A 22,461-nucleotide genomic window follows, 5' to 3' on the forward strand; every position below is an offset into this window, starting at 1 on the left:
ACACTTGTGAAAAACCATATCACCTATGAATTTCCACTCAATGAACGAATCCGGGTTTTCATTAGGCTAGAACAGCTATTTCAAGAATTCAGCCATTTTTCATCGGGTTCGACCATCGCCGACAAACGTGCCGCCATTAATGTGCTGCTGGATGTTATGTCCATTTTCAGGCGCAACGACCTCAAATCGGAAATACTCAAAGAATTGGATCGTCATGCGAAAGTACTCCATAAATACGCCGATAGCCAAAATGTTGACCCCAAACAACTGGAATCCATACTTAGCAAAATCACCCAAACCAGTAAGAAACTCTACGCAACCAGCGGAAAAATAGGCATCGAGATTATGGAGAGCGATCTGTTCCAAAGTATCGCACAACGCAGCTCAATCCCGGGCGGAACCTGCTCATTTGACCTACCAGAGTTTCATTACTGGCTAGAACAGGATGAAGCCACCCGATTAAAAGACCTTGAACACTGGGGCAACCCTTTTAACGATATTCGTACTGGAATTGAGTTGATTCTGGATTTTATCCGCACCAGCAATGCACCCAGCGAAGAAGTAGCCGAAGCTGGTTTTTTTCAAATTGCCCTGGATAAAAGCCTACCTTACCAGCTTATCAAAGTAAGCATGGACAGGTCGCTGCCTTGTTTCGCGGAAATTAGTGGTGGCAAACACCGTTGTTCTATACGCTTCATGATACCTTCTGCCGATGAACAACGGCCTACGCAAAGCACTGATGATATTCCATTTTCGTTAACTCGCTGTTTGTTCTGATGACCTTATCCAAGCAGCCGCTGACCGTAAAATGCCCCCATTGTGAGCGTCCCGTATCATGGACGGCGGAATATCCCTTTCGACCTTTTTGCTGTGAACGCTGTAAACTCATCGACCTAGGCGAATGGGCTATGGAAGAAAAAGTAATCCTTGGAGAACCTTTGCCTACTGAAAATGATGGGGATGAGAATTTCTTTTTTCAGTGATAAGCACCCTGCCCTGTTTCGCAAAATCTCATTGCCAAGCTCGGCAAAAAATTTTTCCCGCATTAAGACGAATATATATCCATCTTTTCGCAGCACATACTAACTCTGTTAATTCAATTACTTACCAATGACCACCGTTAATTCCGAAAAACTCTCCAGTGCCCGTTTTGCCGAAGCCACCGATGCTTTTGTAGAAGAATTTACCGCTTCTGTGCAGTTTGATAAGCGCATGGCAGAGCAAGACATTCAAGGCTCAATTGCCCACGCCACCATGCTATGTGCGGTTGGTGTTTTGACCACGAAAGAACGCGATGCGATTATTGGCGGACTGAATCGCATCGCGGATGAGATAATCAAAGGCACGTTCATCTGGTCAATTAAGCAAGAAGATGTCCACATGAACATTGAATCCCGATTAATTGACCTTATCGGCATAGCAGGAAAAAAACTGCACACCGGACGATCCCGTAACGACCAAGTCGCTACCGACATCCGGCTTTATCTTCGCAGTGAAATCAATCACATAGAAGCCCAGTTGCGCCGACTTCAAACCGCTATTTTGGATCTAGCCGAGCAGCACTTTGATACCATCATGCCCGGCTTTACGCATTTGCAAGTTGCCCAACCCATCACCTTTGGACATCATTTAATGGCGTGGTTTGAGATGTTGAGCCGCGACCATGAACGCTTGCAAGATTGCCTCAAGCGCATCAACATTATGCCTTTAGGCGCGGCTGCGCTGGCAGGTACCAGCTATCCCATCGACCGCCAATTAACCTCGGATTTGCTGGGTTTTAGCCGACCTTCGGCGAACTCGCTCGACTCTGTAAGCGACCGCGATTTTGCGATTGAATTTACCGCAGTCGCCAGCCTTATCATGATGCACCTGTCGCGTTTTTCCGAAGAACTTATCCTTTGGTCTAGCGCCCAGTTTGATTTTATCGACATACCTGATGCTTTTTGTACCGGCTCGTCCATCATGCCGCAAAAGAAAAATCCAGATGTGCCTGAACTGGTGCGTGGAAAATCAGGTCGGGTCACAGGCCATTTGATTGCCTTGTTAATGCTTATGAAAGCCCAGCCTTTAGCCTATAACAAAGATAATCAGGAAGATAAAGAACCCTTGTTTGATACGGTAGATACATTAATTAACTGCTTACGTGCTTATGCCGATATGGTTCCCCACCTCAAAGCCAAAAAAGAGAATATGTATCAATCCGCAAAACGCGGTTTTGCGACGGCAACTGATCTTGCGGATTACCTCGTGCGTAAAGGCTTGGCATTTCGCGATGCCCATGAAATCGTGGGGTTAGCAGTACGCTTAGGTTTAGAGTGCAAACGCGATCTTGCGGAACTATCACTCCCAGAGTTACAGCAATTTTCGCCGTTAATCACATCCGATGTATATGATATTTTAACGCTGGAAGGATCGGTTGCCGCACGTAAACACATCGGCGGCACGGCACCGGAAACAGTCAGAAAAGCCATCTATACGGCAAGAGACTCTTTAAAAAACCCGCCAAACAATGCCCAGTAACCACGGCTTTTTTGGTCATAGACGAAATACCGCTTTTTTTGTATAATAAAGGGATTTACAGAAATCTTTTAGATTTCGTAATACCCATCATCTAATCAGTCTGGAGACAAACTCAATGCCTATTAAAGTTGCCATCAACGGTTATGGCCGTATCGGTCGTAATATTATTCGCGCACTTTACGAATCAGGTCGCACCAACGAAATCCAAATAGTAGCGGTCAATGACCTGGGCGATACTAATACTAATGCCCATTTGACCCAATATGACACTGTACATGGCAAATTTCCTTTTGAAGTAGGCGTTGACGGCGACTACATTGTCATCAATGGCGATAAAATCAGAGTTTTCTCAGAACGCGATCCATCCAAATTGCCTTGGGGTGAATTGGGTATCGACGTAGTTCATGAATGTACAGGCCTATTTACCAGCAAGGCCAAAGCTTCGGCACACATCGCCGCTGGCGCTAAAAAAGTCATTATTTCCGCTCCAGGCGGCAACGATGTTGATGGCACCATCGTGTTTGGCGTTAACCACAACATCCTGAAAGCATCCGACACCGTTATCTCTAACGCTTCATGCACCACCAACTGTTTGGCACCTATCGTAAAGGCTTTGCACGACACGATTGGTGTGGATCATGGCCTGATGACCACCATCCACTCTTACACCAACGACCAAGTGTTGACCGACGTTTACCACAGTGATCTACACCGCGCCCGCTCAGCGACGCAATCCATGATTCCTACCAAAACGGGCGCTGCCGCTGCGGTTGGCTTAGTGCTGCCTGAACTAGCTGGAAAGCTGGATGGTTTTGCTATGCGTGTTCCAACCATCAACGTTTCCATCGTGGACTTAACCTTCCAAGCTTCAAGAAACACCACTAAAGAAGAAGTAGATCAAATACTGAAATCAGCATCTACTGGCTTTTTGAAAGGTATCCTGGAGATCAACGAAAAACCGCTCGTCTCAACGGATTTTAATCACAATCCAGCATCGTCGATCTACGAAGCGGCATTGACTAAAGTCATGAACGGCAACTTCGTAAAAGTCCTGTCCTGGTACGACAATGAATGGGGCTTCTCAAACCGTATGTTGGACACGACTGTTGCCCTTGTTAATGCCAAATAGTTAACCGCAAATAACGATTCATTACTGAAACTAAAATAAAACCCAATGTTAAGACGAACCAAAATTTTAGCGACACTTGGCCCAGCCACAGATAAACCCGGGATACTTGAAGGATTAATCAACGCGGGGGTTGATGTTGTTCGCATGAATTTCTCGCATGGTTCTGCTCAAGACCACCTTGATAGAGCCAAAACAATCAGGGAAATCAGCCAAAAAATAGGGCGGCGCGTCGGTATTCTTGCCGATCTCCAAGGCCCTAAAATACGGATCGCCCGCTTTACAAACACCAAAGTGGTTCTAAATGAAGGTCAAAATTTTGCCTTAGATATTAACTTTGACCCAACAGCAGGGGATAACAGCCAGGTCGGCATCACTTACGAACCTCTGGCTATGGAAGTTAAGCCTGGAAGTCGTTTGTTGCTAGATGATGGACGTATCGTGCTTGAAGTCGTTAATGTCGAAAACATGCGGGTCAATTGCACCGTGGTCGTTGGTGGCGATCTATCCAATAACAAAGGTATTAACCTGTTGGGTGGCGGACTGTCTGCTGCGGCATTAACCGAAAAAGATAAGGAAGACATCAAAACTATCGCACTGATGAAGTGTGATTATGTCGCCATATCTTTTCCACGGACTGCTGAAGACTTGCATGAAGCGCGTCGTTTATTGGTGGCAGAAGGCTGTCATGCTGGTATCGTCGCTAAAGTTGAACGGGCAGAAGCGATAGTACCAGACGTAATGGATGAAATCATCCTGGCATCAGATGCTGTGATGGTTGCACGGGGCGACTTGGGTGTTGAAATTGGTGACGCTAACCTGCCTGCCGTACAAAAACTGCTGATTAAACGCACAAGGGAACTCAACCGCGTTGCTATTACTGCGACGCAGATGATGGAGTCGATGATCGACAACCCGATTCCCACCCGCGCAGAAGTGTTTGATGTTGCCAATGCCGTGTATGACGGCACCGATGCTATTATGCTATCCGCTGAAACCGCATCGGGAAAACACCCGATAAAAGCCGTTGAAGCGATGGACAGAATTTGTCTTGAAGCTGAAAAGCAAGCCAGCGTCCGTGTTTCCGATCACCGAGTGGATATTCAGTTTGAACGCGATGATGAAGCGATTGCAATGTCAGCGATGTATATGGCAAACCATACTAAGATTAAAGGCATCGTATCGTTGACCGAATCAGGCTCAACTCCCTTATGGATGTCACGGATCAGTTCAGGCATACCCATTTTTGCATTCAGCAGCTCGGAAGAAACCCTGGGCAGATCCACCTTGTTCCGAGGCGTGTTCCCAATGTTCTACCGCATCGACGAGAAGCACGACCATGCCGAAGTAAACCGGAGCATCGTCAAAGAATTAAGAAAATGGAATCTTGCTAAAGATGGTGACAAATTCATCATCACTAAAGGCGATTTGACGGGCGTTCAGGGTGGGACTAATGCATTGAAGGTGATAGTTGTTGGTCAGGGACTGACACCTTAAAATGGAAAAACAATAGTAGAAATTAATTCGACCTAATTGTGTAGCTCTGCCTGGGCGATCCCTTTTGGTTGCCCAGGCAGGCACCGGAGGCTGGGCAACCACAAAATCACCCCTACAGCGCCTCCAACTGGGCATAACTCAACATCAGCCACTTAACCCCGGCCTGCTTGAAATTAACCTGCGCCCGTTCTTGTGCGCCATCCCCTTCAAGCTGTAACACAACCCCTTCGCCAAACTTGGCATGGCCTACGCGCTGCCCAAGCTTAAACTGCCTGCCCTGTGCTAGTAGATCGATAGATTTTACTGCCGCTTGCGGACGGCTAACCGTAGCCCTCATCCTAACTTCTTGAATACATTCGGCAGGAATTTCACGCAAAAACCGGGACGGCCTGGGATAACTTTCCTTGCCGTAGATCCGGCGCGATTCTGCGTAAGTTAGGTACAATTGCCGCATGGCGCGGGTCATGCCCACGTAGCAAAGCCGTCGCTCCTCTTCCAGGCGGGCAATGTCATCGGATGATTGCTGGGAGGGGAATAAACCTTCTTCCATACCGACCAGGAATACCAGCTTGAATTCCAGACCTTTTGCTGAATGTAAGGTCATCAACTGCACACAATCCTCAAACTCCTCGCCCTGCATGTCACCCGCTTCCAATGACGCATGTGCGAGAAACAAATCCAGTTCACTCAAATTTTCTTCACTTTCCTGCTCGAAATCAAAAAGCCGCGCCGCATTAATCAATTCATCCAGGTTTTCCAGCTTTTCTTCACCACGGTCGCCTTTTTCGTTTTTGTACAATTCGATAAGGCCGCTTTGCTCGTTAACCATCTGCACTTTTTCGTACAACTCCAAGCCTTCTGCCTGGGTACTTAGCCGATCAATCAGCTCCAAAAAGCCGACCAGCGCATTTTTTGCCCTCGGGGTAAGCGGTTTTTGCTTAAGTAGCGCAATAGCTGCTGTCCATAAAGAAAGGCTTTGGTCTTTGGCGATTAGGCGGATATCGTCGATGGCTTTGGTGCCTAACCCTCGCGTCGGGGTGTTAATAACCCGTTCAAAAGAAGCGTCGTCATGGCGGTTGGACATCAACCTTAAATAAGCCAGGGCATTTTTGATTTCAGCCCGTTCAAAAAACCGCAGTCCGCCATAAACCCGATAAGGCGTACCCGTCGTCATTAATTTTTCTTCAAATTGGCGAGATTGGACGTTGGATCGGTACAAAATGGCGGCATCGCTACGTAATCCGCCTTCGTTTACCCAAGCTTTGATCCGGTCAACTACAAAATAAGCTTCATCCAGTTCATTAAATGCGGCATACAAGGAGATCAGTTCACCCTCCCCTGCCTCCGTCCACAGCTCTTTTCCCATTCGGGCTTCGTTGATGCTAATGACTTTGTTGGCAGCATTCAAAATATTACCAGTCGAACGGTAGTTCTGTTCGAGCTTTATCACTTGATGATTGGGATATTGCTGTTGGAAACTGAATATGTTTTCAATTCGTGCGCCGCGCCAACCATAAATGGATTGGTCGTCATCACCGACCACAAACAAATTATCCTTGCCCTCAGTCAACAGGCGCAGCCAAGCATATTGGATGGTATTGGTGTCTTGGAATTCATCGACATGTACCTGCAAGAATCGCTGTTGATAGAATTCCAGTAAATCGACATTATCACGCAACAGCTCATGCGCCCGTAATAGCAATTCGGCAAAATCGACTAGCCCGGAACGTTCACACAGTTCTTCATAAGCGCGGTAAACCGCCAACATTTGCCGCTGGAAAACATCGCCAGTTTCTAGCTGATGCCGCGCTCGCTTACCTTCATCTTTTTGGGCATTGATAAACCATTGTATTTGTTTGGGTGGCCATTTGGTTTCGTCCAGGTTCATGCCTGCCACTAAACGTTTGATTACGCGCAGTTGATCGGATGAATCCATCACCTGAAAAGTGTCCGGTAATTTCGCCTGCTTGGCATGTCGCCTTAACAATCGATGGGCAAGCCCGTGAAACGTGCCGATCCACATCGTGTGCGTAGATAAACCTAACAGATCTTCGAGCCGGTTGCGCATTTCCCTTGCGGCTTTATTAGTAAAGGTAACTGCCAAAATGCCATGCGCTGAGATGCCTTCAACCTGGATCTGCCAAGCGATGCGATGCACTAAAACACGGGTTTTACCACTACCCGCACCAGCAAGCACCAACACCGCCTGATTGGGTGCAGTCACTGCCGCACGCTGGGCATCATTTAAGGGATCTATGATTTTTGTAATATCCATGTTATCACTTGCACTTTTTTAGGGGTTGTGTATATTGCGAGGGATTCTGGCGACAGAATGAGTATCACCCGACACCATAATAAAAATTACAACCAGAGGAGATTAAGATGAGTTTTGATTATAAACGCATGATGAAGTTTGAACACAACGTCGGCGAAAAAGAAAAAAAATACCGCCTGTATGCCGGTGCAGCACTGTTAGCTATTTCTATTTTCACCGCTCAAATAGTTTTGTTGTTGGTCGGTTTGGTGCTGGTTGCAACCGGTTATTCAGGCTGGTGTCCGGCTTACTCCGGCTTGGGCAAAAATTCTTGCACTGTGGCTGATGCAGTAGCAGCGGTAGTTGAAGCCCCTAAAGCTGCAGCTCCTAAGACTGAAACGCCTAAAGCCAGCAAAAAGTCTAAATAATTGCAGCGTATTTTAGAAAACTACAAGGACGTAGTTTTGTTCAGATCCAGCTTAATCTTCCTTACGAAACTCACCTTCCAACGCATCCTTCTCTTTGGACTTACCCCATTGGTAATGCCCCCCAGCCTGAACCAGATGGTTTTCAATAATATATTGCGCTATTTTCCTGCGTAGCTGTGGAATCAAACAAGCAAAACCCAATATATCGGTAATAAACCCGGGGGTTAATAACAACACGCCACCCACTAAAATAATAGGGCCTTCTATCATTTCATAAGCCGGAATCGTCCCTTTTGCTAGGTTTTCCTGCAATCTTTGAAAAGTTGCAAAACCTTGTTGCCGCAATAGCCATGTCCCTAACACCGCAGTAAAAACGACCAGGAATATAGTTGGAAACGCGCCAATTATGCCGCCTACTTTCAATAGCAGATAAATTTCCACAAAGGGAATAAGTAACACTAACAAAAAAATACTTTGGAAACCTTTCATAACTCTCATACACTAACGGATGTTGTTACAATATAGGGCTAATTGACTGCAATTCCTAGCATAAAATCAGGTTGATGCACTTATGTACTCTCCGTACACGCTAAAATGACACAAGCTATTGTCACACTCTGTACCTGTCCGGATAGGAATACGGCGGAAAAGATTGCCCGATTGTTGGTAGATGGTGCTTTGGCGGCCTGTGTAAATATTTTGCCCAATGTGATGTCTATTTATTCATGGGATGGCAAAGTCGAATCTGCCGAGGAGCATTTGCTTATTATCAAATCATCTACTCAAAACTATCAGGACATTGAAACCGTCATCATCAGCCATCACCCTTATGAACTTCCTGAGATCATCGCTGTTCCTGTAGAACTTGGTTTACCTGAGTACATTAACTGGATTAATTCATGCCACGCTTCAAAATAGTTTCCATTTTTCTACTATTACTACTTGCCCAAACCGCTTTCGCCTTGGAGAGCAACGAGCTGTTACCGCCCGAACAGGTGTTCCAAGCCTCGGCAAAGGCAATCAGCCCCGATCAAATTGAGATTACCTGGACGATAGCCAAGGGTTACAGCCTATATCGAAAAAGTATGCGTTTTGAAACTCAAGCGCCGCAAATCCAATTGGGAAATCCCGTATTCCCAGCCGGAAAAATCAAACATGATGAGCTATTGGGCGATATTGAACATTATCGAGAACAACTAAAGATCAATCTACCTGTAACAGCTACTAAAAGCGTACCATCGACCCAATTAGTAATTCATTATCAAGGCTGTGCAGACATTGGCGTTTGCTATCCGCCGCAAGAAAAGCACATTGATGTCACATTTCCTGCATCGACAGTTGCCGCCAATTTTTCACCGGCGGATGGTTTAGTAAAAAGCATTTCGGGACTAAAATCCAATCTGTTCCAGGCCGAACTGCTACCACCAGACCAAGCATTCCAATTTACCGCTAACGTTAAAGACCCCAACACACTTCATGTTAGTTGGCTACCAGCAGAAAGCTACTACCTATACCGAGAAAAATTTAAGTTAGAAATTATTGGTTCGGATAAGGTGCAATTAGGCGCATATACGTTGCCGAATGGTAAGCCAAAAGAAGATGAAGCTTTTGGGCATGTGGAAATATTTCACAGTGAAGTCGCTGTCGATATTCCACTTATCCGCTCAGACACTGCGCCACAACACATCAAATTGAAAGCCAGTTACCAAGGCTGCGCTGACCGGGGCGTATGTTATCCACCGATGGACAAAATTGTTGAGCTGGAACTGCCATTGGCGACATCTGGGGGATCGCTTGGAAATTCAACCCAACAAACCGCACCATTGTCTGAACAAGACCAGATTACCCAATCGTTACATAACGACAGCTTATGGGGTACGCTGGTCAGTTTTTTTGGGTTTGGTTTGCTGTTGTCGCTTACGCCATGCGTGTTTCCGATGATCCCGATTTTATCCGGCATCATCGTTGGCAAAGGACACAACATCACGACCGCACGCGCATTTTTATTGTCATTGAGTTATGTCGTCGCCTCAGCATTCACTTACACAGCCTTTGGGGTTTTAGCCGCGTTGTTCGGCAGCAATTTACAAGCCGCTTTCCAAGAACCTTGGATTATCGCCCTATTCAGCGGCATTTTTGTATTATTGTCATTGTCTATGTTCGGCTTTTACAATCTGGACTTACCAGACTTTATCCGTGCCAAATTACATAACTCCAGCGAGAAACACCGCGACGGATCGATGCTTGGCGCAGCTATCATGGGTGCGTTGTCTTCGCTGATAGTCGGCCCTTGCGTCGCCGCCCCCCTCGCGGGTGCATTAATTTACATAGGCCAAACGGGTGATGCCGTATTAGGCGGTAGTGCCTTGTTCGTTATGGGTCTAGGCATGGGTGTTCCGCTATTGCTTTTGGGAGCGTCTGCCGGAAAACTGTTGCCCAAAGCCGGAACTTGGCTGAATGCAACCAAAGCCGTGTTCGGTGTACTTATGTTAGGTGTTGCCGTTTGGATGCTGTCCCGCATCTTGCCGTCAAGCGTTACCATGTTGCTCTGGGCGTTGTTGCTTATACTTCCAGCCATCTACCTTAATGCCGTTGATTCCTTACCTGAACACAGTTCTGGTTGGCATAAGCTATGGAAAGGTGTGGGCATAACGATCCTGGCCTATGGCTTATTATTGTTAATCGGCTTTAGCATCGGCAACAGTAACCCACTGAAACCTCTGCAAGGCTTTGGCGTAACTGCCGCAAAAGCAAGCGAACAAGGGCTAAGTTTTGAAAGAATCAATTCTCTGGCGGAACTGGAGGCGAGAATTAAACAAGCGAATGCCAACAACCAGCCAGTGATGCTGGATTTCTACGCGGACTGGTGCATTTCCTGTAAGGAGATGGAAGCTTATACGTTCACCGATACCAATGTTAAACAAGCTTTGGCTGGCTTTGTCCTGCTGCAAGCCGACGTGACCAAACAAACGGATGCTGACAAAGCACTGCTGACAAAATTTAACCTGATTGGCCCGCCTGCCATCCTGTTTTTTAACGGTAGCCCAGAAGAAAACAAAGCATTACGGGTAATCGGTTATCAAGATGCCAAAACCTTTTCTAAAACCTTACAGCAGGTGAAATCATGAAGCGATCAATTTTGATAGTTACCGTCGCTATCTTAGCTTTCGTAGGTGGCTTAAGCGTACGTAATCTATTGTCATCGCCACTAGACAAAGCAAAGGTCAGTGAGGGCAGCCACCAAAAGCTAACTGAATTCAGCTTACCTGACTTATCCGGCAAGCCACATAATATCAATGAATGGCAGGGGAAAGTCCTGGTCATCAATTTTTGGGCGACCTGGTGTCCGCCCTGCCTAAAAGAAATGCCCGAATTTGAAGCGTTGCATACTGAATACGAAAAGAAAGGACTACAATTTATCGGTATTGCCTTAGATGATGCCGATCCGGTCAAAGAATTTATCGCCAGCAAACTTATTACTTACCCTATTTTGTTGGGCGAAGATCAAGGCACAAAGCTTGCTCATGACCTAGGTAATATTGTCAATACCGTCCCTTTTACAGTGATCGTCAACAAACAGGGGCTTGTCGTTAAAAGTCATATGGGTGAGTTGACTCGTGAGCAACTACTGGAAATTATTACGCCTTTACTTTAAGCGCGTAGCCTATAAACAATTATTACGATACAAAGCAGCTATCGCCCTCAAGCGGTAAATTCCATAATAATCAATCTCGCTGACCTCATATTGCATTTGAAAAATCAGATATTCGATTAGACATCAATCAGCTAATGTAATAATATAACATTACGTATTGGATAAATATTCATTTGCAATGAGCCTTACTGAAGAAGCAAACCATGGTCATCTTCGTCCATTAGAACACGATCATACAAAATGTATCAGCAAGGCATTAAACACTGCTGAACAATTGTGTGTGGTACGTGGCGTACAATTGACCCCTATCCGTCAACAAGTCTTGGCATTGATTTGGGACAGCCACAAAGCAGTCAAGGCTTATGATCTGCTGGATCGAATTAAACCTCTGCAAAATGCCGCAAAACCCGCAACAATTTACCGTGCATTGGATTTCTTGATTGAACAAGGACTTATCCATAAAGTAGAAAGTCTCAATGCTTTCGTCGGTTGCAATTGTTCGGAACGTCAACATGAATTATTACTATTAATCTGTAAGCACTGTAATGAAGTCGAAGAACGTCCCGCCTCTGAGGTTATGCAAGCACTGTCGCAAGAGTTTTATCAAGCTGGGTTTTCACCCCACAGCAAAGCCATAGAAGCACACGGCATCTGTGCTAACTGTAGTGATTTTCATTCAATATCTTGAACGTCTTATGAACAAACATCTACTTATATGTTTGGCTTTTTACACAATATGCCCATCGGCTTATGCAGATGACGACAATCCACAACAACTGGAAGAAGTAGTTGTCTACGGCACTGGCATCAAACAGGCGACAGCTAAATCAGCTAGACCCACGACATTATTGTCCGGCGATGAGTTACGCACAAAAGTAGGCCAAACGATTGGCGATACCTTAAGCAATGAATTGGGCATTACCAACCAATCGTTTGGCGCGGGTGTCGGTGCGCCAGTCATTCGTGGACAATCGGGATCACGGGTGCGGGTGCTGCAAAACAGTTTGGGCAATAATGATGTTTCATCCTTAAGTCCCGATCATGCGAATGGTGTTGACCCTATTATTGCAGAACGGGTGGAAGTGTTGCGTGGGCCTTCCACTTTACTGTACGGAAGTGGCGCAATCGGCGGCATAGTTAATGTGATTGATAACCGCATTCCTGAGCAAGTACCCGACAAACTCATTGGTGGCGCTGGTGAGCAACGTTTTGATTCTGTGACTAATGAAACATCTAGCGCCCTTAAGTTAGAAGGCGGCAAAAGTGGGCTTGCTTATCATGTCGATGGTTTTTATCGCGACCAAAATAATACCCATATAGGCGGCAGGTCGATTGATGAAGTCGCCGTAAGGTCTGTTGACCCCAGTTTTACCAACGCCCCTGTCCTGGACAATCCTATAGGCCTGATTAATGGTTCGCAAGCACGCACACGCGGGGGTTCAATTGGCATTTCCAAAATTGGCGATGCAGGATTGGTAGGTGTTGCCATTAACAGCCTGGAAAAACTATACGGAATTCCAGCCGACGGTAAAAGCAATGATCGCGTCACTGTTGACCTGCGCCAAACCAAATATGATTTTAAAGGTCAACTCAACAAGCCTTTCGCTTGGACTGACGAACTCCGCATGAAGTTTGGTTACACCGACTATAGACATGTTGAACTTGACAATGGCACACCAGCGACGACTTTCTTAAACAAATCCTACGAAAGCCGTTTGGAAATTGAACATCAGCCTATTGATATCGTTAAAGGTACAGTAGGTTTCCAATCAACCAACAGCCAATTTGCCGCGCTGGGTGCGGAGGCATTGGTGCCTAAATCGGATATTGATACTTATGCTTTATTTGCGGTGGAATCGTTTACCATCGGTGCAGTAACTTACGATTTTGGCGCAAGAGGCGAATGGCAAACGATCAAGCCAGAAAACCACAGCGAATTTACGTATCTGCCAATCAGCGGATCTGCCTCCGCATTGTGGAAAATTAACGAGCAACACCAAATTAGCTTAGGGCTCACCCACTCACAAAGATCACCACAGATACAAGAATTGCTGACTAAAGGCGTTCACGAAGCCACCCACAGCTACGAAATAGGCAACAGCTTACTCAATAAAGAGCTTTCTAATAACCTGGATTTGGGCTATCACTTTACAGCCGATTGGATGACGGCGGAAATCAACCTATTCCATAACTGGACTAGTGACTATATTTTCCAACAACGTAGCCGCGATATTTTTAATGAGAACGATGGAACACGCACTGCGAACTGCCCATTGGATGCAGCCTGTCTGCCTATTTTAGAAACCCGTCAAGCTGATGCCACATTCAAAGGCTTTGAAGCCAAAACTATTTTTACCTTAATGCAAAACAATTTTGGTGCTGTCGACCTGACTTTATTCGGAGATTACACGCGAGGCACATTTGATCAAGGCGGCGATGTCCCCCGTATGCCGCCCTTACGTTATGGCTTACAACTGAGTTATGAAAAAGATGATTGGTCAACTAACGCACGATTGACTCGCGGTGAAGCACAAACAAACACCGGTGCGAACGAAACAAATACCGGCAGTTATTTGTTACTGAATGTGGGGATACAATATCGTTTATCCGACTTTCATGGTTCTGAAATATTACTGTTCGCTAAGGGCAAGAACTTGTTGGACGAAAATATCCGAAATTCAACGTCTTACTTACGCAGTTATGCGCCGGAGCCAGGGCGCAGCGCTGAACTCGGCTTACGTATCAGTTATTAGCGATTTAGTTGACGTTACTCTCGCGAACAGAGTGTAGTGCGGAAGCGAAAATTCCTGTCGGAATTGCGACTAGGCCTAAGCTGGCAATTAAGATAACAAATGTGAACAAGCGGCCACCAAGCGTGATTGGATAAATGTCACCGTAGCCGACCGTTGTAACTGTTGCTACGGACCACCAAAGCGCATCAAATATTGTCGTAAATTTGTCGGGCTGTGCTGCATGCTCGAAATGGAATATGCCGAAGGCAGCTAAATAAATGACAATAGCGAGTATTGCAACTGATATGACAAGCTCTTCTTTGGCTTGATTGAAAGCTGAGCTGATTCTGTTTAGTGCAGAAGTATATCTTGCGAGTTTTAGAAGACCTAGATGACGCAGCAGCCGAACTATTCGAAGTGTACTAAGATCGAGAGCAAATGACAGAAAATAAGGCACTATTGCAAGTAAATCAATTAGCCCATAGAAGCTGAATATATATTTTAAGCGACTTTTAGAGCTATAAATTCTATATAGATATTCAGCAATGAAGATAAATACAATAATTTGTTCACAGATAGCAAGTACACCTCTTACGTTTTTGCTTATTGCTCCGGTCTTTTAAAGTTTTAAGTCGAGCTAATTGAATGTATTGATGCGTATGGCTTTAATTCAGAAAAAATTCAAACTTCACAAGACCGAATCTATAAATCAGGCAGTGTTTCGATGGAGAACGAAATTGCAGAAAGGATAACTAGCAACGATAGTGCCGCAGTTGCAATCGGTTTATCGAGAAATGTCTTATCTATAGTCACTTGTTATAACCCTCCATCGTATCTAACGCAAAGCTAACCGACTGGCCTGAGAGCTGTAAATAAAAAGTTGGCTAAACTACGACTTTACGTAGCTTAAGTTCAAAATAACATTGGGCACAAGCACGTACATCAGCCAATGCTTGATGTGCGTCTACGAAAGATTTGTTGAAAAGCTTTTTATGTAGTTCTTCCAGCGTAGGCCATTTGTAACCATATGGCCCAGGTATTTGGCAGTAGTTTGTTGCGGCCTGCATTGTGCATAAACGTTGCTTTGAACTCACAACATTTTTTTGGCCAGAACGCAAAAACTCAGCTCCTAAAATTTTCTCATCAAACGACACATTATGAGCTATCAAAACCGATGCTAGAGCAATTGCAGCTGCTGCCTCGGTGAGAACCAATTTAAGATCGACACCTTCTTCAATAGCCCTTTCGGTCGTAATACCATGAATTTTGATAGCCTCTTTGGGGATAGCAAATCCTTCGGGTTTGACAATATACTCAGCGCTGGCAATTTCGTTTGCATTTTCATCTGTAAGTAACCAAGCAATTTGAACCAACCTTGGCCAATTGGTTAAATCGGTTACTGGTGCTTTGTAGTTACGTGGAACACCGGTTGTTTCAGTATCAAAAAATAGGTACATCAAATCTCCATCAGATTTTGTAATTTCCAGAATTCAGTCAGTGACTAACGTAGGTAAGTGGCGCATCCCTTTGACTGATTTTTTAGTCAAAATAATAACCACTAGAGCCAAATTCAGCCGGATGGGGCATGTTGCCCCATCCGAAAGGTTTCAGAATGGTTTAAACTTAATATCCCAGCGAAGCGTTTGGAACGTAGTTGAATCCGAGTTGGGGTAGATTAATTTGACTCGAATTCCGCGAATCTCCATTCAGTACGCTCCGTTGTAAAGAATCATAGTTTCAATACCTGTTGCTACAACAACAGATTGAATAATCTCTCTGCTTATCTTCAGATAATGTGACGCTGTTAACAATGCGCCGCCAAAAACCGGTCCAGCGCATTGGCAAAGGCTTGTTTATCCCGTTGCCCTAGGGCGGAAGGGCCGCCGCCGGACACTTGTCCGGTATCGCGCAGCCCAGTCATAAAGTCGCGCATCGCCAGGTGTTCTTTGATGTTCTCTTTGGTATATAACTCGCCTCTGGGATTTAGCGCATAGGCATGTTTAGCAACTACCTCCGCCGCCAAGGGAATATCGGCGGTAATGACTAAATCATTGGCTTGGCATTGCTGCACAATGTAATTGTCGGCGACATCAAAACCACCGGCAACTTGTACCGCTTTTATAAGCGGTGAAGGTGGTGTTGCAATGATCCGGTTGGCGACCAATGTTAAGATTAGTTGTTTACGTTCTGCCGCTTTAAACAATATATCTTTGATAACATTGGGGCAAGCATCGGCATCGATCCAGATTTTTAGGGGCATATTTAAATTTGTAAATACAATGTGTCGCTAGTGCGACGATTATTGTTAATCGGGTTTCCGAACCCGAATAAGGTCCTTAAGATGTGCTAAATGTAAATGTTGGCACACCAATCGAAAAAACGAACGATGCGCTTTACTTCGTTCAGCGCATCCTGTAACTCTCTATGCAAGTGAAGCTATTTTTCTCGAAAGATAGAATGGTTAGCTAAATGCTATACTTGATTAAAATACTGAAATTTAGATGATAGATTTTATTACGGGATAGTCGCTTAAACATGTCAGATAAAGCACATAAAATTGTTCATGCTAAGGTATTGCTCGTTGAAGACCACAAAAATCTTGCCCAAGCAGTCGGAGCATATCTGGAAAGCAGCGGTTTTATCATGGATTATGCATATGATGGACTGTGTGCACTGCATTTGGCAACCACTCAACGGTATGATGCGATTATTCTGGATGTTAATTTGCCGGGCATAGATGGCCTGGAAATCTGTTTGCATTTGCGTCAGTATGCCCACGTATCAACACCTATTTTAATGTTGACCGCACGCGATCAGTTGGAAGATAAATTAACCGGATTTCGTCGGGGTGCGGATGATTATCTGGTCAAGCCGTTTGACATGCCGGAGTTGGAAGCCCGCATAATCGCCTTAATCCGCAGGGAACGCGGCGAACTGGATGAATCGGTTTATACCATACACGACCTCAGCTTTGACATCCGCACCATGCAAGTTAAACGTCAAGGGCAGTTGATTCATTTATCCCCGACCTGTCTTAGAATTTTACGTATTCTAATGCGCGAATCCCCAAATCTGGTGACCCGAGAACAACTGGAGCAGGAACTTTGGGGCGAACTTACGCCTGACAGCGATACTTTACGCAGCCACCTGTACAAGCTCCGCAAAGCTATCGACAGACCCTTTGCAAAACCCTTACTGGAAACCCATCAGGGCATAGGGTTTAGATTGGTTTCGCCTGAGCTTGTAAGCGTGAAGTGACACTCAAATGGATGTAAAAGGTTAAATTCCCCCACCCATCCGCTGCCCTTTGGGAAAAGTTACGCTAATACAAGTACCTTCGCCCAGTTTACTGCGGATGGTTAATGTCCAACCAAATTGGTTACAGAGTCGTTTGACTATAGTCAGTCCCAAGCCGTATCCACTGCCATCTGCATTGGCGCGATAAAATGGATCGAATACCTTTTCTAATTGTTGTTGTTCCATGCCGATACCCGTATCAGAAACACTGACCTGCTGCTTGTCTATACTGACAGAAATCATCCCTGATGGTGTGTACCTGAACGCATTTCGCAGTAAATTAGTGAACAAAATAGTCAACACTTTTTCGGCGGCTGGGACAGATAACAGACAATGCTGGGCAATTTCAATGCTGATTTTATTATTGCCCAAGGCACGTTGCACTTGCTCGACCAAGGTGCTGAGCAGGTCATTGATCAATACAGATTCTTCGGGCATGGGCGAAGACTCTTCTCTCGCCAGCAGCAATAAGGTTTCAATCAAACCTTCCATATCTACTAGGGTTTTTTCAATCATCAACAACGACTGTTGCTCGTTGGGTTGAAAATCCTTGCGTTTTTGCAGCAAGCCTAAAGAACTTTTAATGACGGCTAGAGGCGTCCTCAACTCATGACTAGCATCACGGGTAAAATTCTGTTCACGCTCGATAAATAGCTGTGAGCGTTCAGTAAAATGATCCAGTGCTTCGATCAATTTAGCCACATCACTATCTGAGGTTTTTCGTACTTCACCTAGATCAAGTTCGGCAAAACTGTGACTTTTGAAATCGAAATGTTCAACAATTTCAGCCAGTTTTATAACTGGGGAAATGGCATGTTTAGTCTGCCGATACGACAACCAGGCGAACAAGTAGATCAGGATCAACACTACACTGAGCGGGACGATACCAAAGTAAAACGCCAGGGCATTGACTTGTTCTTCATCAAATACCAGGAACAGGCGGGCATTGCCATGATCTTCAACATAAACGATAGGATGTCTGCCGTTGAATAGCGTACGGAAATAACCCGGCTTTAACTGTTGCAATTCTTTTGGCAGCTTGCTCTTGTCATTGTTGACGACAAGATAACCGTTCAGGTTTAAGGTATTGGGTTTTGGGAAATTTGGATTTTGCAGATATAACGCCCAAAAATGCGTCGCCTCACCCTGCAAGGCTTTTCTGATTAGCACGTCTTCAACGACTTTGGCGGCAGCAAAAACGGCAAGGGCAGTGGCGATACTGATAAGCGTAACCTGTAATAGAAACGCCTTTATCAGCTTGTATTGCAGGCCTTTTTTGTTGATGTTCAATGCGGTTTCACAAACAAATAATGCGCGACCAACCATTCATTGCCTTGCTTATAACCGAATAATTCCGCACAAGACATAAAAAAAATTCGCCAGCGTTGCTGCCAAAGTTGGGCTTGTTTTTCGCCATAGGTGAGGGTAAAAAGATCCCGAATTTCAGGGGCATGTTTATCCATGTTTTGCAGCCAAACTTCGGCGGTTTTCTGGTAATGGCTACCGGACAAATCCCACTGCCGTTGCAACCGTAGATGTTGTTGAAAGTGCAATAAGGTATCACGGGCAGGCATCAGTCCACCGGTAAAAAAATATTTTCCCATCCAATTATCATCACCATTAGTTTCAAAGGGATATGATAGATAACGATGGCAGAAGATATGTACAAACAGTTTACCATTAGATTTAAGCCAACTGGCAACCTTGGCTAATAGGTTGTCGTAATTTCGCATGTGTTCAAACATTTCTACCGACACGACACGATCAAACTGGCGATCCAGGGAAAGCTGGTTGACATCGCAGGTCAGTACTTCAATGTTTGCTAGGCCTCGTAACTTGGCTTGTTGTAATATGTACTCACGCTGGCTATTGGAGTTGGAAACAGAGGTAATGTTGCTGTGCGGCAAGCGTTCTGCCATCCATAACGTTAATGAACCCCAACCGCAGCCCAATTCTAAAATCTGCTGGCCATCCTGTAAATCGGCACGAGCTGTCGTCAACGCCAACATGAGCGCCTCGGCATCGTCCAGGGTTTCCGTGGCATCTTCCCAGTAACAGGACGAATACTTCAGGTGCTTGCCTAATGCCAATTGATAAAATGCCGCCGGCACTTCGTAATGTTGTGTATTAGCCGCATCCGTTTCAATAGCAATTGGGCTTTGGCGTAAGTTTTCCAGTAATTTTTGCATCCGGCTATTTTGTTGCTCCACATCATTGGCACATTCGTCCAACAAACGCTGTTTAAGCAAGTTACGAATACCAATGCGGATTATAAAATCAGGGAGTAGTTTTTGTTCTGCTAAGGTAATTGCACTGGTCATAGCTAGGTTATTATTGTGTAAAAATTATTTATCTTATTGATTTACATATATTAATATAGCATAAACTACATCAATACTACTTAGTAAACCACGGCAAAAACATTGAGGTGGTCTGCTGGTAGTTGCGATAATCTTCGCCACGGCTACGTAAGGCTTGTTGTTCGGAAAATGGAATGCCTGTAACAAAATACAGGAAACAAAACATGATGGCAGGTACAAGCAAGAGCCAGATTTGATATTCGCTGCCCCAACCTAACAGCGGGTAAGCAAACCAGTGCAGCCATTCAAAAAAATAATTGGGATGACGGGAATAACGCCACCAACCCACACGGCAAGCCAAGCCTTTGTTTGCCGGATTCTGCCTAAAAGCGGCGAGTTGCTTATCGCTCGTTGTCTCCCCCCATAAGGCGAACAGTGCGATGATAGCTGCAATGATGCCTGCAAGTAGTTGAGGTTGAGCATTTTGTGCAACAGCCCAGAAAGGCAATGATAACAACCAGATAAAGCCAGCTTGGAGCAGAAAAAATACCAGGAAACCCATGCTGGCGTGTTGCTTCATCGCCAAGCGCATGGCGCGGTATCGCCCGTCTTCCTGCTCGTTAAAAACCCGCTTTGCCAAGTACATACCTAAGCGCAGAAACCAGCAAAACACCAATAAGCCCAAACATAACCGCAAATAGACTGCACCCGATCCGCTTAAGGCGTACCACAAACCTGCAAGCATCATTCCGAATGCCCACACCACATCAACTATCCCCGCATTTTCCCGCTTTTGTTGCCAACACCACGCCAGCATCATGGCAAGAATGCTAAAGGCGATTACGATTAACTGGCTAATCATGTTGGCTTTCTGCTGAATTTAACTGCCGGAGATAATGCCCCAACCACAATAATAGCGGCACGGCAATCGCCCAGCTTGCACCGACGACACAAAACCAAAGCCAGTCAGTCGCTACAATAGTGACTGCACCCAGCTTTGCTGCTGCGGCATAAGATAACGGGCTTGCAAAAGCAAAAACAGTGGCTGCTAGCCACAGCTTTTGTTGTAAACAAACCAGGGAATGATTAATGGTCAGCGCAAGACTTGCCCATAGCAAGATAATCCACCAAGGAGCAAGATGGCTTGCGCCACTGCTACTCGTAAATTCAAGCCAGCCGACTTTTACCCAGGTGGTATCGAGAATAAAACCCACCACCACGGCCACCAGCATTAATTGAAAATCACCTTTGACGCGGTTATCGGAGTGCAACACACTAACAACAAATACCATAAATAAGACCAACACAGGCCAGACAATTTTATTTGCCGCACCCAACACCGCTGCAAACCAAATTAGCTGCATCCAAAGGTAATTAAACAGGCTGTTAAGCCGCATTGTCAGCCAACCATTGTTCACGGCGATTTCCAGGTTTTGCCAATAACAGTTGCACATTGGAGATCGATTTCTCCTTGAACCCCCCTTCGCAATAACTCAGATAAAACTCCCACATCCGGATGAATTCCTCGTTGTAACCTTGCGCCCTGACTTGCTCAAGTCCAGCCATAAAACGGGTGCGCCAAGCGTTTAAGGTAATAGCATAGCTTTCACCTTGGTCTTCCAGGTTAATTAGTCGTAAATCGGTACAAGACATACTGGCGACAATCGCGCTTACGCAGGGAATAAAACTGCCGGGGAATATATAACGCTTAATAAAATCAACGCTTTTCAATGCTTGGCGATAATGTCGGTCTTCAATGGTGATTGCCTGAATAAGCCCTAGGCCATCCGGTTTTAGCAAAGCGGCGCATTGTTGAGAGTACGTGTCCAGATACTGATGCCCAACGGCTTCTATCATTTCGATGGAAACCAACTTGTCGTATTTACCTTGCAAGTCGCGGTAATCCTCCCTTAATAAGGTAATTTGGTCAGCAACACCTTCCAGTTCAAAACGGTGCTGTGCGGCTTGATATTGTTCCTTAGAAATAGTTGTCGTGGTGATTTTGCAGCCGTAATACTTGGCGGCGTAAACCGCAAAACCGCCCCATCCCGTACCAATTTCAATGACATGATCGTTCTTGTTTAACTGTAACTTTTGGCAGATCCGCTCTAATTTCGCGGTCGAAGCCTGCTCCAAACTCATCTCGGAATGAAGAAACGTCGCCGAAGAATACATGCCGTGTTGATCCAGGAACAGCTTGAAGAAATCATTACCCAGGTCGTAATGGGCGGCGATATTTTTCTTGCTGCCTGCTTGCGAATTGCGGTTGGCAAAATGCCAGACCTTGAGCAATTGGTTGGCAATAGTTGCCAAACCACCTTCCATGCTGTCGAGCAAATCTCGGTTGCGAACCAAGATTTGCACGACCTTGGTCAAATCGTCCGCTTGCCATTGCAAGTCCATATAAGATTCTGCCGCGCCGATTGAACCACCCAATGCCGTTTGGCGGTAAAAGCGCAGATCTGATATTTGAATTCTTGAGCTTAAGCCATCTTCGACTTTTTTGCCCAACACTATTTCACCTAAAGGATCGACAATGGTCAGTTCAGCGTTTTGCAACAAAGCCAATTTATCGAGCAGTGCTTTACGTAAGGCCAAATCAATACGACTTGGGGTGAAGTTTAATGGGGACGCGATGCTGTTCATTCGGTT

General features: G+C 45.4%; 22 protein-coding genes. 12 read left to right on the forward strand and 10 right to left on the reverse strand.

Annotated features, from left to right (window positions below; genetic code table 11):
- Nucleotides 1–6: 6 nt before the first annotated feature.
- The 5 genes from zapD to pyk all read left to right on the forward strand — a co-directional run bounded on the left by zapD (nt 7) and on the right by pyk (nt 5,143).
- Nucleotides 7–777, forward strand: coding sequence for a cell division protein ZapD (gene zapD / locus ABL924_RS01440; RefSeq protein WP_349025282.1), 771 nt, complete (start codon nt 7–9; stop codon nt 775–777).
- The gene (gene yacG / locus ABL924_RS01445; protein WP_349025283.1) at nt 777–983 is read left to right on the forward strand and encodes a DNA gyrase inhibitor YacG; all 207 of its coding nucleotides are present in this window, start codon (nt 777–779) and stop codon (nt 981–983) included. The genes zapD and yacG overlap by 1 nt, the downstream gene beginning before the upstream one ends.
- A 127-nt stretch (nt 984–1,110) precedes the next feature.
- Nucleotides 1,111–2,520: an argininosuccinate lyase gene (gene argH / locus ABL924_RS01450; RefSeq protein WP_349025284.1), complete on the forward strand. Its 1,410-nt coding sequence runs from the start codon at nt 1,111–1,113 to the stop codon at nt 2,518–2,520.
- A 115-nt stretch (nt 2,521–2,635) separates the two neighbouring features.
- Entirely contained in the window at nt 2,636–3,649 is a 1,014-nt protein-coding gene (gene gap, locus ABL924_RS01455; RefSeq protein ID WP_349025285.1) for a type I glyceraldehyde-3-phosphate dehydrogenase, read from the forward strand.
- 45 nt (nt 3,650–3,694) lie between these two features.
- The gene (gene pyk / locus ABL924_RS01460; RefSeq protein ID WP_349025286.1) at nt 3,695–5,143 is read left to right on the forward strand and encodes a pyruvate kinase; all 1,449 of its coding nucleotides are present in this window, start codon (nt 3,695–3,697) and stop codon (nt 5,141–5,143) included.
- A 112-nt stretch (nt 5,144–5,255) separates the two neighbouring features.
- Here pyk and uvrD read toward each other — a convergent pair whose 3' ends face one another.
- Nucleotides 5,256–7,418, reverse strand: a complete 2,163-nt coding sequence (gene uvrD / locus ABL924_RS01465; RefSeq protein ID WP_349025287.1) for a DNA helicase II — start codon at nt 7,416–7,418, stop codon at nt 5,256–5,258.
- A gap of 107 nt (nt 7,419–7,525) precedes the next feature.
- Here uvrD and ABL924_RS01470 point away from each other — a divergent pair, with 107 nt between their 5' ends.
- On the forward strand, nt 7,526–7,825 hold the full coding sequence (locus tag ABL924_RS01470) for a DUF2892 domain-containing protein (RefSeq protein ID WP_349025288.1): 300 nt from the start codon (nt 7,526–7,528) through the stop codon (nt 7,823–7,825).
- Nucleotides 7,826–7,876: 51 nt separating this feature from the next.
- On the opposite strand, the gene ABL924_RS01475 is transcribed toward ABL924_RS01470, so the two are convergent.
- The gene (locus tag ABL924_RS01475; protein WP_349025289.1) at nt 7,877–8,314 is read right to left on the reverse strand and encodes an FxsA family protein; all 438 of its coding nucleotides are present in this window, start codon (nt 8,312–8,314) and stop codon (nt 7,877–7,879) included.
- Between the two features lie 105 nt (nt 8,315–8,419).
- Between ABL924_RS01475 and cutA the strand changes: the two genes are divergently transcribed.
- The 5 genes from cutA (at nt 8,420) to ABL924_RS01500 (ending at nt 14,233) form a co-directional block, all read left to right on the forward strand.
- Nucleotides 8,420–8,743 (forward strand): divalent-cation tolerance protein CutA, encoded by a 324-nt coding sequence (cutA, locus tag ABL924_RS01480; RefSeq protein ID WP_349025290.1) that lies wholly within the window; start codon nt 8,420–8,422, stop codon nt 8,741–8,743.
- Nucleotides 8,725–10,953 carry a protein-disulfide reductase DsbD gene (gene dsbD / locus ABL924_RS01485; RefSeq protein ID WP_349025291.1) on the forward strand — a complete coding sequence of 743 codons (2,229 nt, stop codon included), beginning with the start codon at nt 8,725–8,727 and terminating at the stop codon, nt 10,951–10,953. The genes cutA and dsbD overlap by 19 nt, the downstream gene beginning before the upstream one ends.
- On the forward strand, nt 10,950–11,480 hold the full coding sequence (locus tag ABL924_RS01490) for a TlpA disulfide reductase family protein (RefSeq protein WP_349025292.1): 531 nt from the start codon (nt 10,950–10,952) through the stop codon (nt 11,478–11,480). Before dsbD ends, ABL924_RS01490 begins: the two co-directional genes overlap by 4 nt.
- A 178-nt stretch (nt 11,481–11,658) precedes the next feature.
- The gene (locus ABL924_RS01495) at nt 11,659–12,168 is read left to right on the forward strand and encodes a transcriptional repressor (protein ID WP_349025293.1); all 510 of its coding nucleotides are present in this window, start codon (nt 11,659–11,661) and stop codon (nt 12,166–12,168) included.
- A gap of 7 nt (nt 12,169–12,175) precedes the next feature.
- Nucleotides 12,176–14,233, forward strand: coding sequence for a TonB-dependent receptor (locus tag ABL924_RS01500; RefSeq protein ID WP_349025294.1), 2,058 nt, complete (start codon nt 12,176–12,178; stop codon nt 14,231–14,233).
- Nucleotides 14,234–14,237: 4 nt separating this feature from the next.
- On the opposite strand, the gene ABL924_RS01505 is transcribed toward ABL924_RS01500, so the two are convergent.
- The 3 genes from ABL924_RS01505 to ABL924_RS01515 all read right to left on the reverse strand — a co-directional run bounded on the left by ABL924_RS01505 (nt 14,238) and on the right by ABL924_RS01515 (nt 16,472).
- On the reverse strand, nt 14,238–14,819 hold the full coding sequence (locus ABL924_RS01505; protein ID WP_349025335.1) for an ion transporter: 582 nt from the start codon (nt 14,817–14,819) through the stop codon (nt 14,238–14,240).
- A gap of 277 nt (nt 14,820–15,096) precedes the next feature.
- The gene (locus ABL924_RS01510) at nt 15,097–15,669 is read right to left on the reverse strand and encodes a 3'-5' exonuclease (protein ID WP_349025295.1); all 573 of its coding nucleotides are present in this window, start codon (nt 15,667–15,669) and stop codon (nt 15,097–15,099) included.
- A gap of 347 nt (nt 15,670–16,016) precedes the next feature.
- On the reverse strand, nt 16,017–16,472 hold the full coding sequence (locus ABL924_RS01515; protein ID WP_349025296.1) for a YaiI/YqxD family protein: 456 nt from the start codon (nt 16,470–16,472) through the stop codon (nt 16,017–16,019).
- A 275-nt stretch (nt 16,473–16,747) separates the two neighbouring features.
- Here ABL924_RS01515 and ABL924_RS01520 point away from each other — a divergent pair, with 275 nt between their 5' ends.
- A complete protein-coding gene (locus ABL924_RS01520) occupies nt 16,748–17,470 on the forward strand; it encodes a response regulator transcription factor (RefSeq protein WP_349025297.1) in 723 nt (240 codons plus the stop codon).
- A 21-nt stretch (nt 17,471–17,491) separates the two neighbouring features.
- On the opposite strand, the gene ABL924_RS01525 is transcribed toward ABL924_RS01520, so the two are convergent.
- From ABL924_RS01525 to ABL924_RS01545, 5 genes are all read right to left on the reverse strand, one after another.
- A complete protein-coding gene (locus ABL924_RS01525; RefSeq protein ID WP_349025298.1) occupies nt 17,492–18,835 on the reverse strand; it encodes a HAMP domain-containing sensor histidine kinase in 1,344 nt (447 codons plus the stop codon).
- Complete coding sequence (locus ABL924_RS01530) at nt 18,796–19,830, reverse strand: cyclopropane-fatty-acyl-phospholipid synthase family protein (protein WP_349025299.1); 1,035 nt, start codon at nt 19,828–19,830, stop codon at nt 18,796–18,798. The genes ABL924_RS01525 and ABL924_RS01530 overlap by 40 nt, the downstream gene beginning before the upstream one ends.
- A gap of 76 nt (nt 19,831–19,906) precedes the next feature.
- Complete coding sequence (locus tag ABL924_RS01535) at nt 19,907–20,671, reverse strand: DUF1295 domain-containing protein (RefSeq protein WP_349025300.1); 765 nt, start codon at nt 20,669–20,671, stop codon at nt 19,907–19,909.
- Nucleotides 20,664–21,227, reverse strand: coding sequence for a DUF2878 domain-containing protein (locus ABL924_RS01540; protein ID WP_349025301.1), 564 nt, complete (start codon nt 21,225–21,227; stop codon nt 20,664–20,666). The genes ABL924_RS01535 and ABL924_RS01540 overlap by 8 nt, the downstream gene beginning before the upstream one ends.
- A complete protein-coding gene (locus tag ABL924_RS01545) occupies nt 21,196–22,455 on the reverse strand; it encodes a cyclopropane-fatty-acyl-phospholipid synthase family protein (protein ID WP_349025302.1) in 1,260 nt (419 codons plus the stop codon). Before ABL924_RS01545 ends, ABL924_RS01540 begins: the two co-directional genes overlap by 32 nt.
- Between the last annotated feature and the right edge of the window lie 6 nt (nt 22,456–22,461).

It is taken from the genome of Methyloglobulus sp. (assembly GCF_040079455.1).
Lineage (GTDB): Bacteria > Pseudomonadota > Gammaproteobacteria > Methylococcales > Methylomonadaceae > Methyloglobulus.

Excerpts from the sequence above, each read along its gene's own strand:
- uvrD (WP_349025287.1), bottom strand. The coding sequence starts at position 7,418 with ATGGATATTACAAAAATCATAGATCCCTTAAATGATGCCCAGCGTGCG.
- ABL924_RS01495 (WP_349025293.1), top strand. The coding sequence starts at position 11,659 with ATGAGCCTTACTGAAGAAGCAAACCATGGTCATCTTCGTCCATTAGAA.
- dsbD (WP_349025291.1), top strand. The coding sequence starts at position 8,725 with ATGCCACGCTTCAAAATAGTTTCCATTTTTCTACTATTACTACTTGCC.
- ABL924_RS01470 (WP_349025288.1), top strand. The coding sequence starts at position 7,526 with ATGAGTTTTGATTATAAACGCATGATGAAGTTTGAACACAACGTCGGC.
- pyk (WP_349025286.1), top strand. The coding sequence starts at position 3,695 with ATGTTAAGACGAACCAAAATTTTAGCGACACTTGGCCCAGCCACAGAT.
- ABL924_RS01510 (WP_349025295.1), bottom strand. The coding sequence starts at position 15,669 with ATGTACCTATTTTTTGATACTGAAACAACCGGTGTTCCACGTAACTAC.
- gap (WP_349025285.1), top strand. The coding sequence starts at position 2,636 with ATGCCTATTAAAGTTGCCATCAACGGTTATGGCCGTATCGGTCGTAAT.
- ABL924_RS01490 (WP_349025292.1), top strand. The coding sequence starts at position 10,950 with ATGAAGCGATCAATTTTGATAGTTACCGTCGCTATCTTAGCTTTCGTA.
- yacG (WP_349025283.1), top strand. The coding sequence starts at position 777 with ATGACCTTATCCAAGCAGCCGCTGACCGTAAAATGCCCCCATTGTGAG.
- ABL924_RS01515 (WP_349025296.1), bottom strand. The coding sequence starts at position 16,472 with ATGCCCCTAAAAATCTGGATCGATGCCGATGCTTGCCCCAATGTTATC.
- ABL924_RS01545 (WP_349025302.1), bottom strand. The coding sequence starts at position 22,455 with ATGAACAGCATCGCGTCCCCATTAAACTTCACCCCAAGTCGTATTGAT.
- ABL924_RS01520 (WP_349025297.1), top strand. The coding sequence starts at position 16,748 with ATGTCAGATAAAGCACATAAAATTGTTCATGCTAAGGTATTGCTCGTT.
- ABL924_RS01535 (WP_349025300.1), bottom strand. The coding sequence starts at position 20,671 with ATGATTAGCCAGTTAATCGTAATCGCCTTTAGCATTCTTGCCATGATG.
- ABL924_RS01475 (WP_349025289.1), bottom strand. The coding sequence starts at position 8,314 with ATGAAAGGTTTCCAAAGTATTTTTTTGTTAGTGTTACTTATTCCCTTT.
- ABL924_RS01530 (WP_349025299.1), bottom strand. The coding sequence starts at position 19,830 with ATGACCAGTGCAATTACCTTAGCAGAACAAAAACTACTCCCTGATTTT.
- ABL924_RS01500 (WP_349025294.1), top strand. The coding sequence starts at position 12,176 with ATGAACAAACATCTACTTATATGTTTGGCTTTTTACACAATATGCCCA.
- ABL924_RS01525 (WP_349025298.1), bottom strand. The coding sequence starts at position 18,835 with ATGGTTGGTCGCGCATTATTTGTTTGTGAAACCGCATTGAACATCAAC.
- cutA (WP_349025290.1), top strand. The coding sequence starts at position 8,420 with ATGACACAAGCTATTGTCACACTCTGTACCTGTCCGGATAGGAATACG.
- argH (WP_349025284.1), top strand. The coding sequence starts at position 1,111 with ATGACCACCGTTAATTCCGAAAAACTCTCCAGTGCCCGTTTTGCCGAA.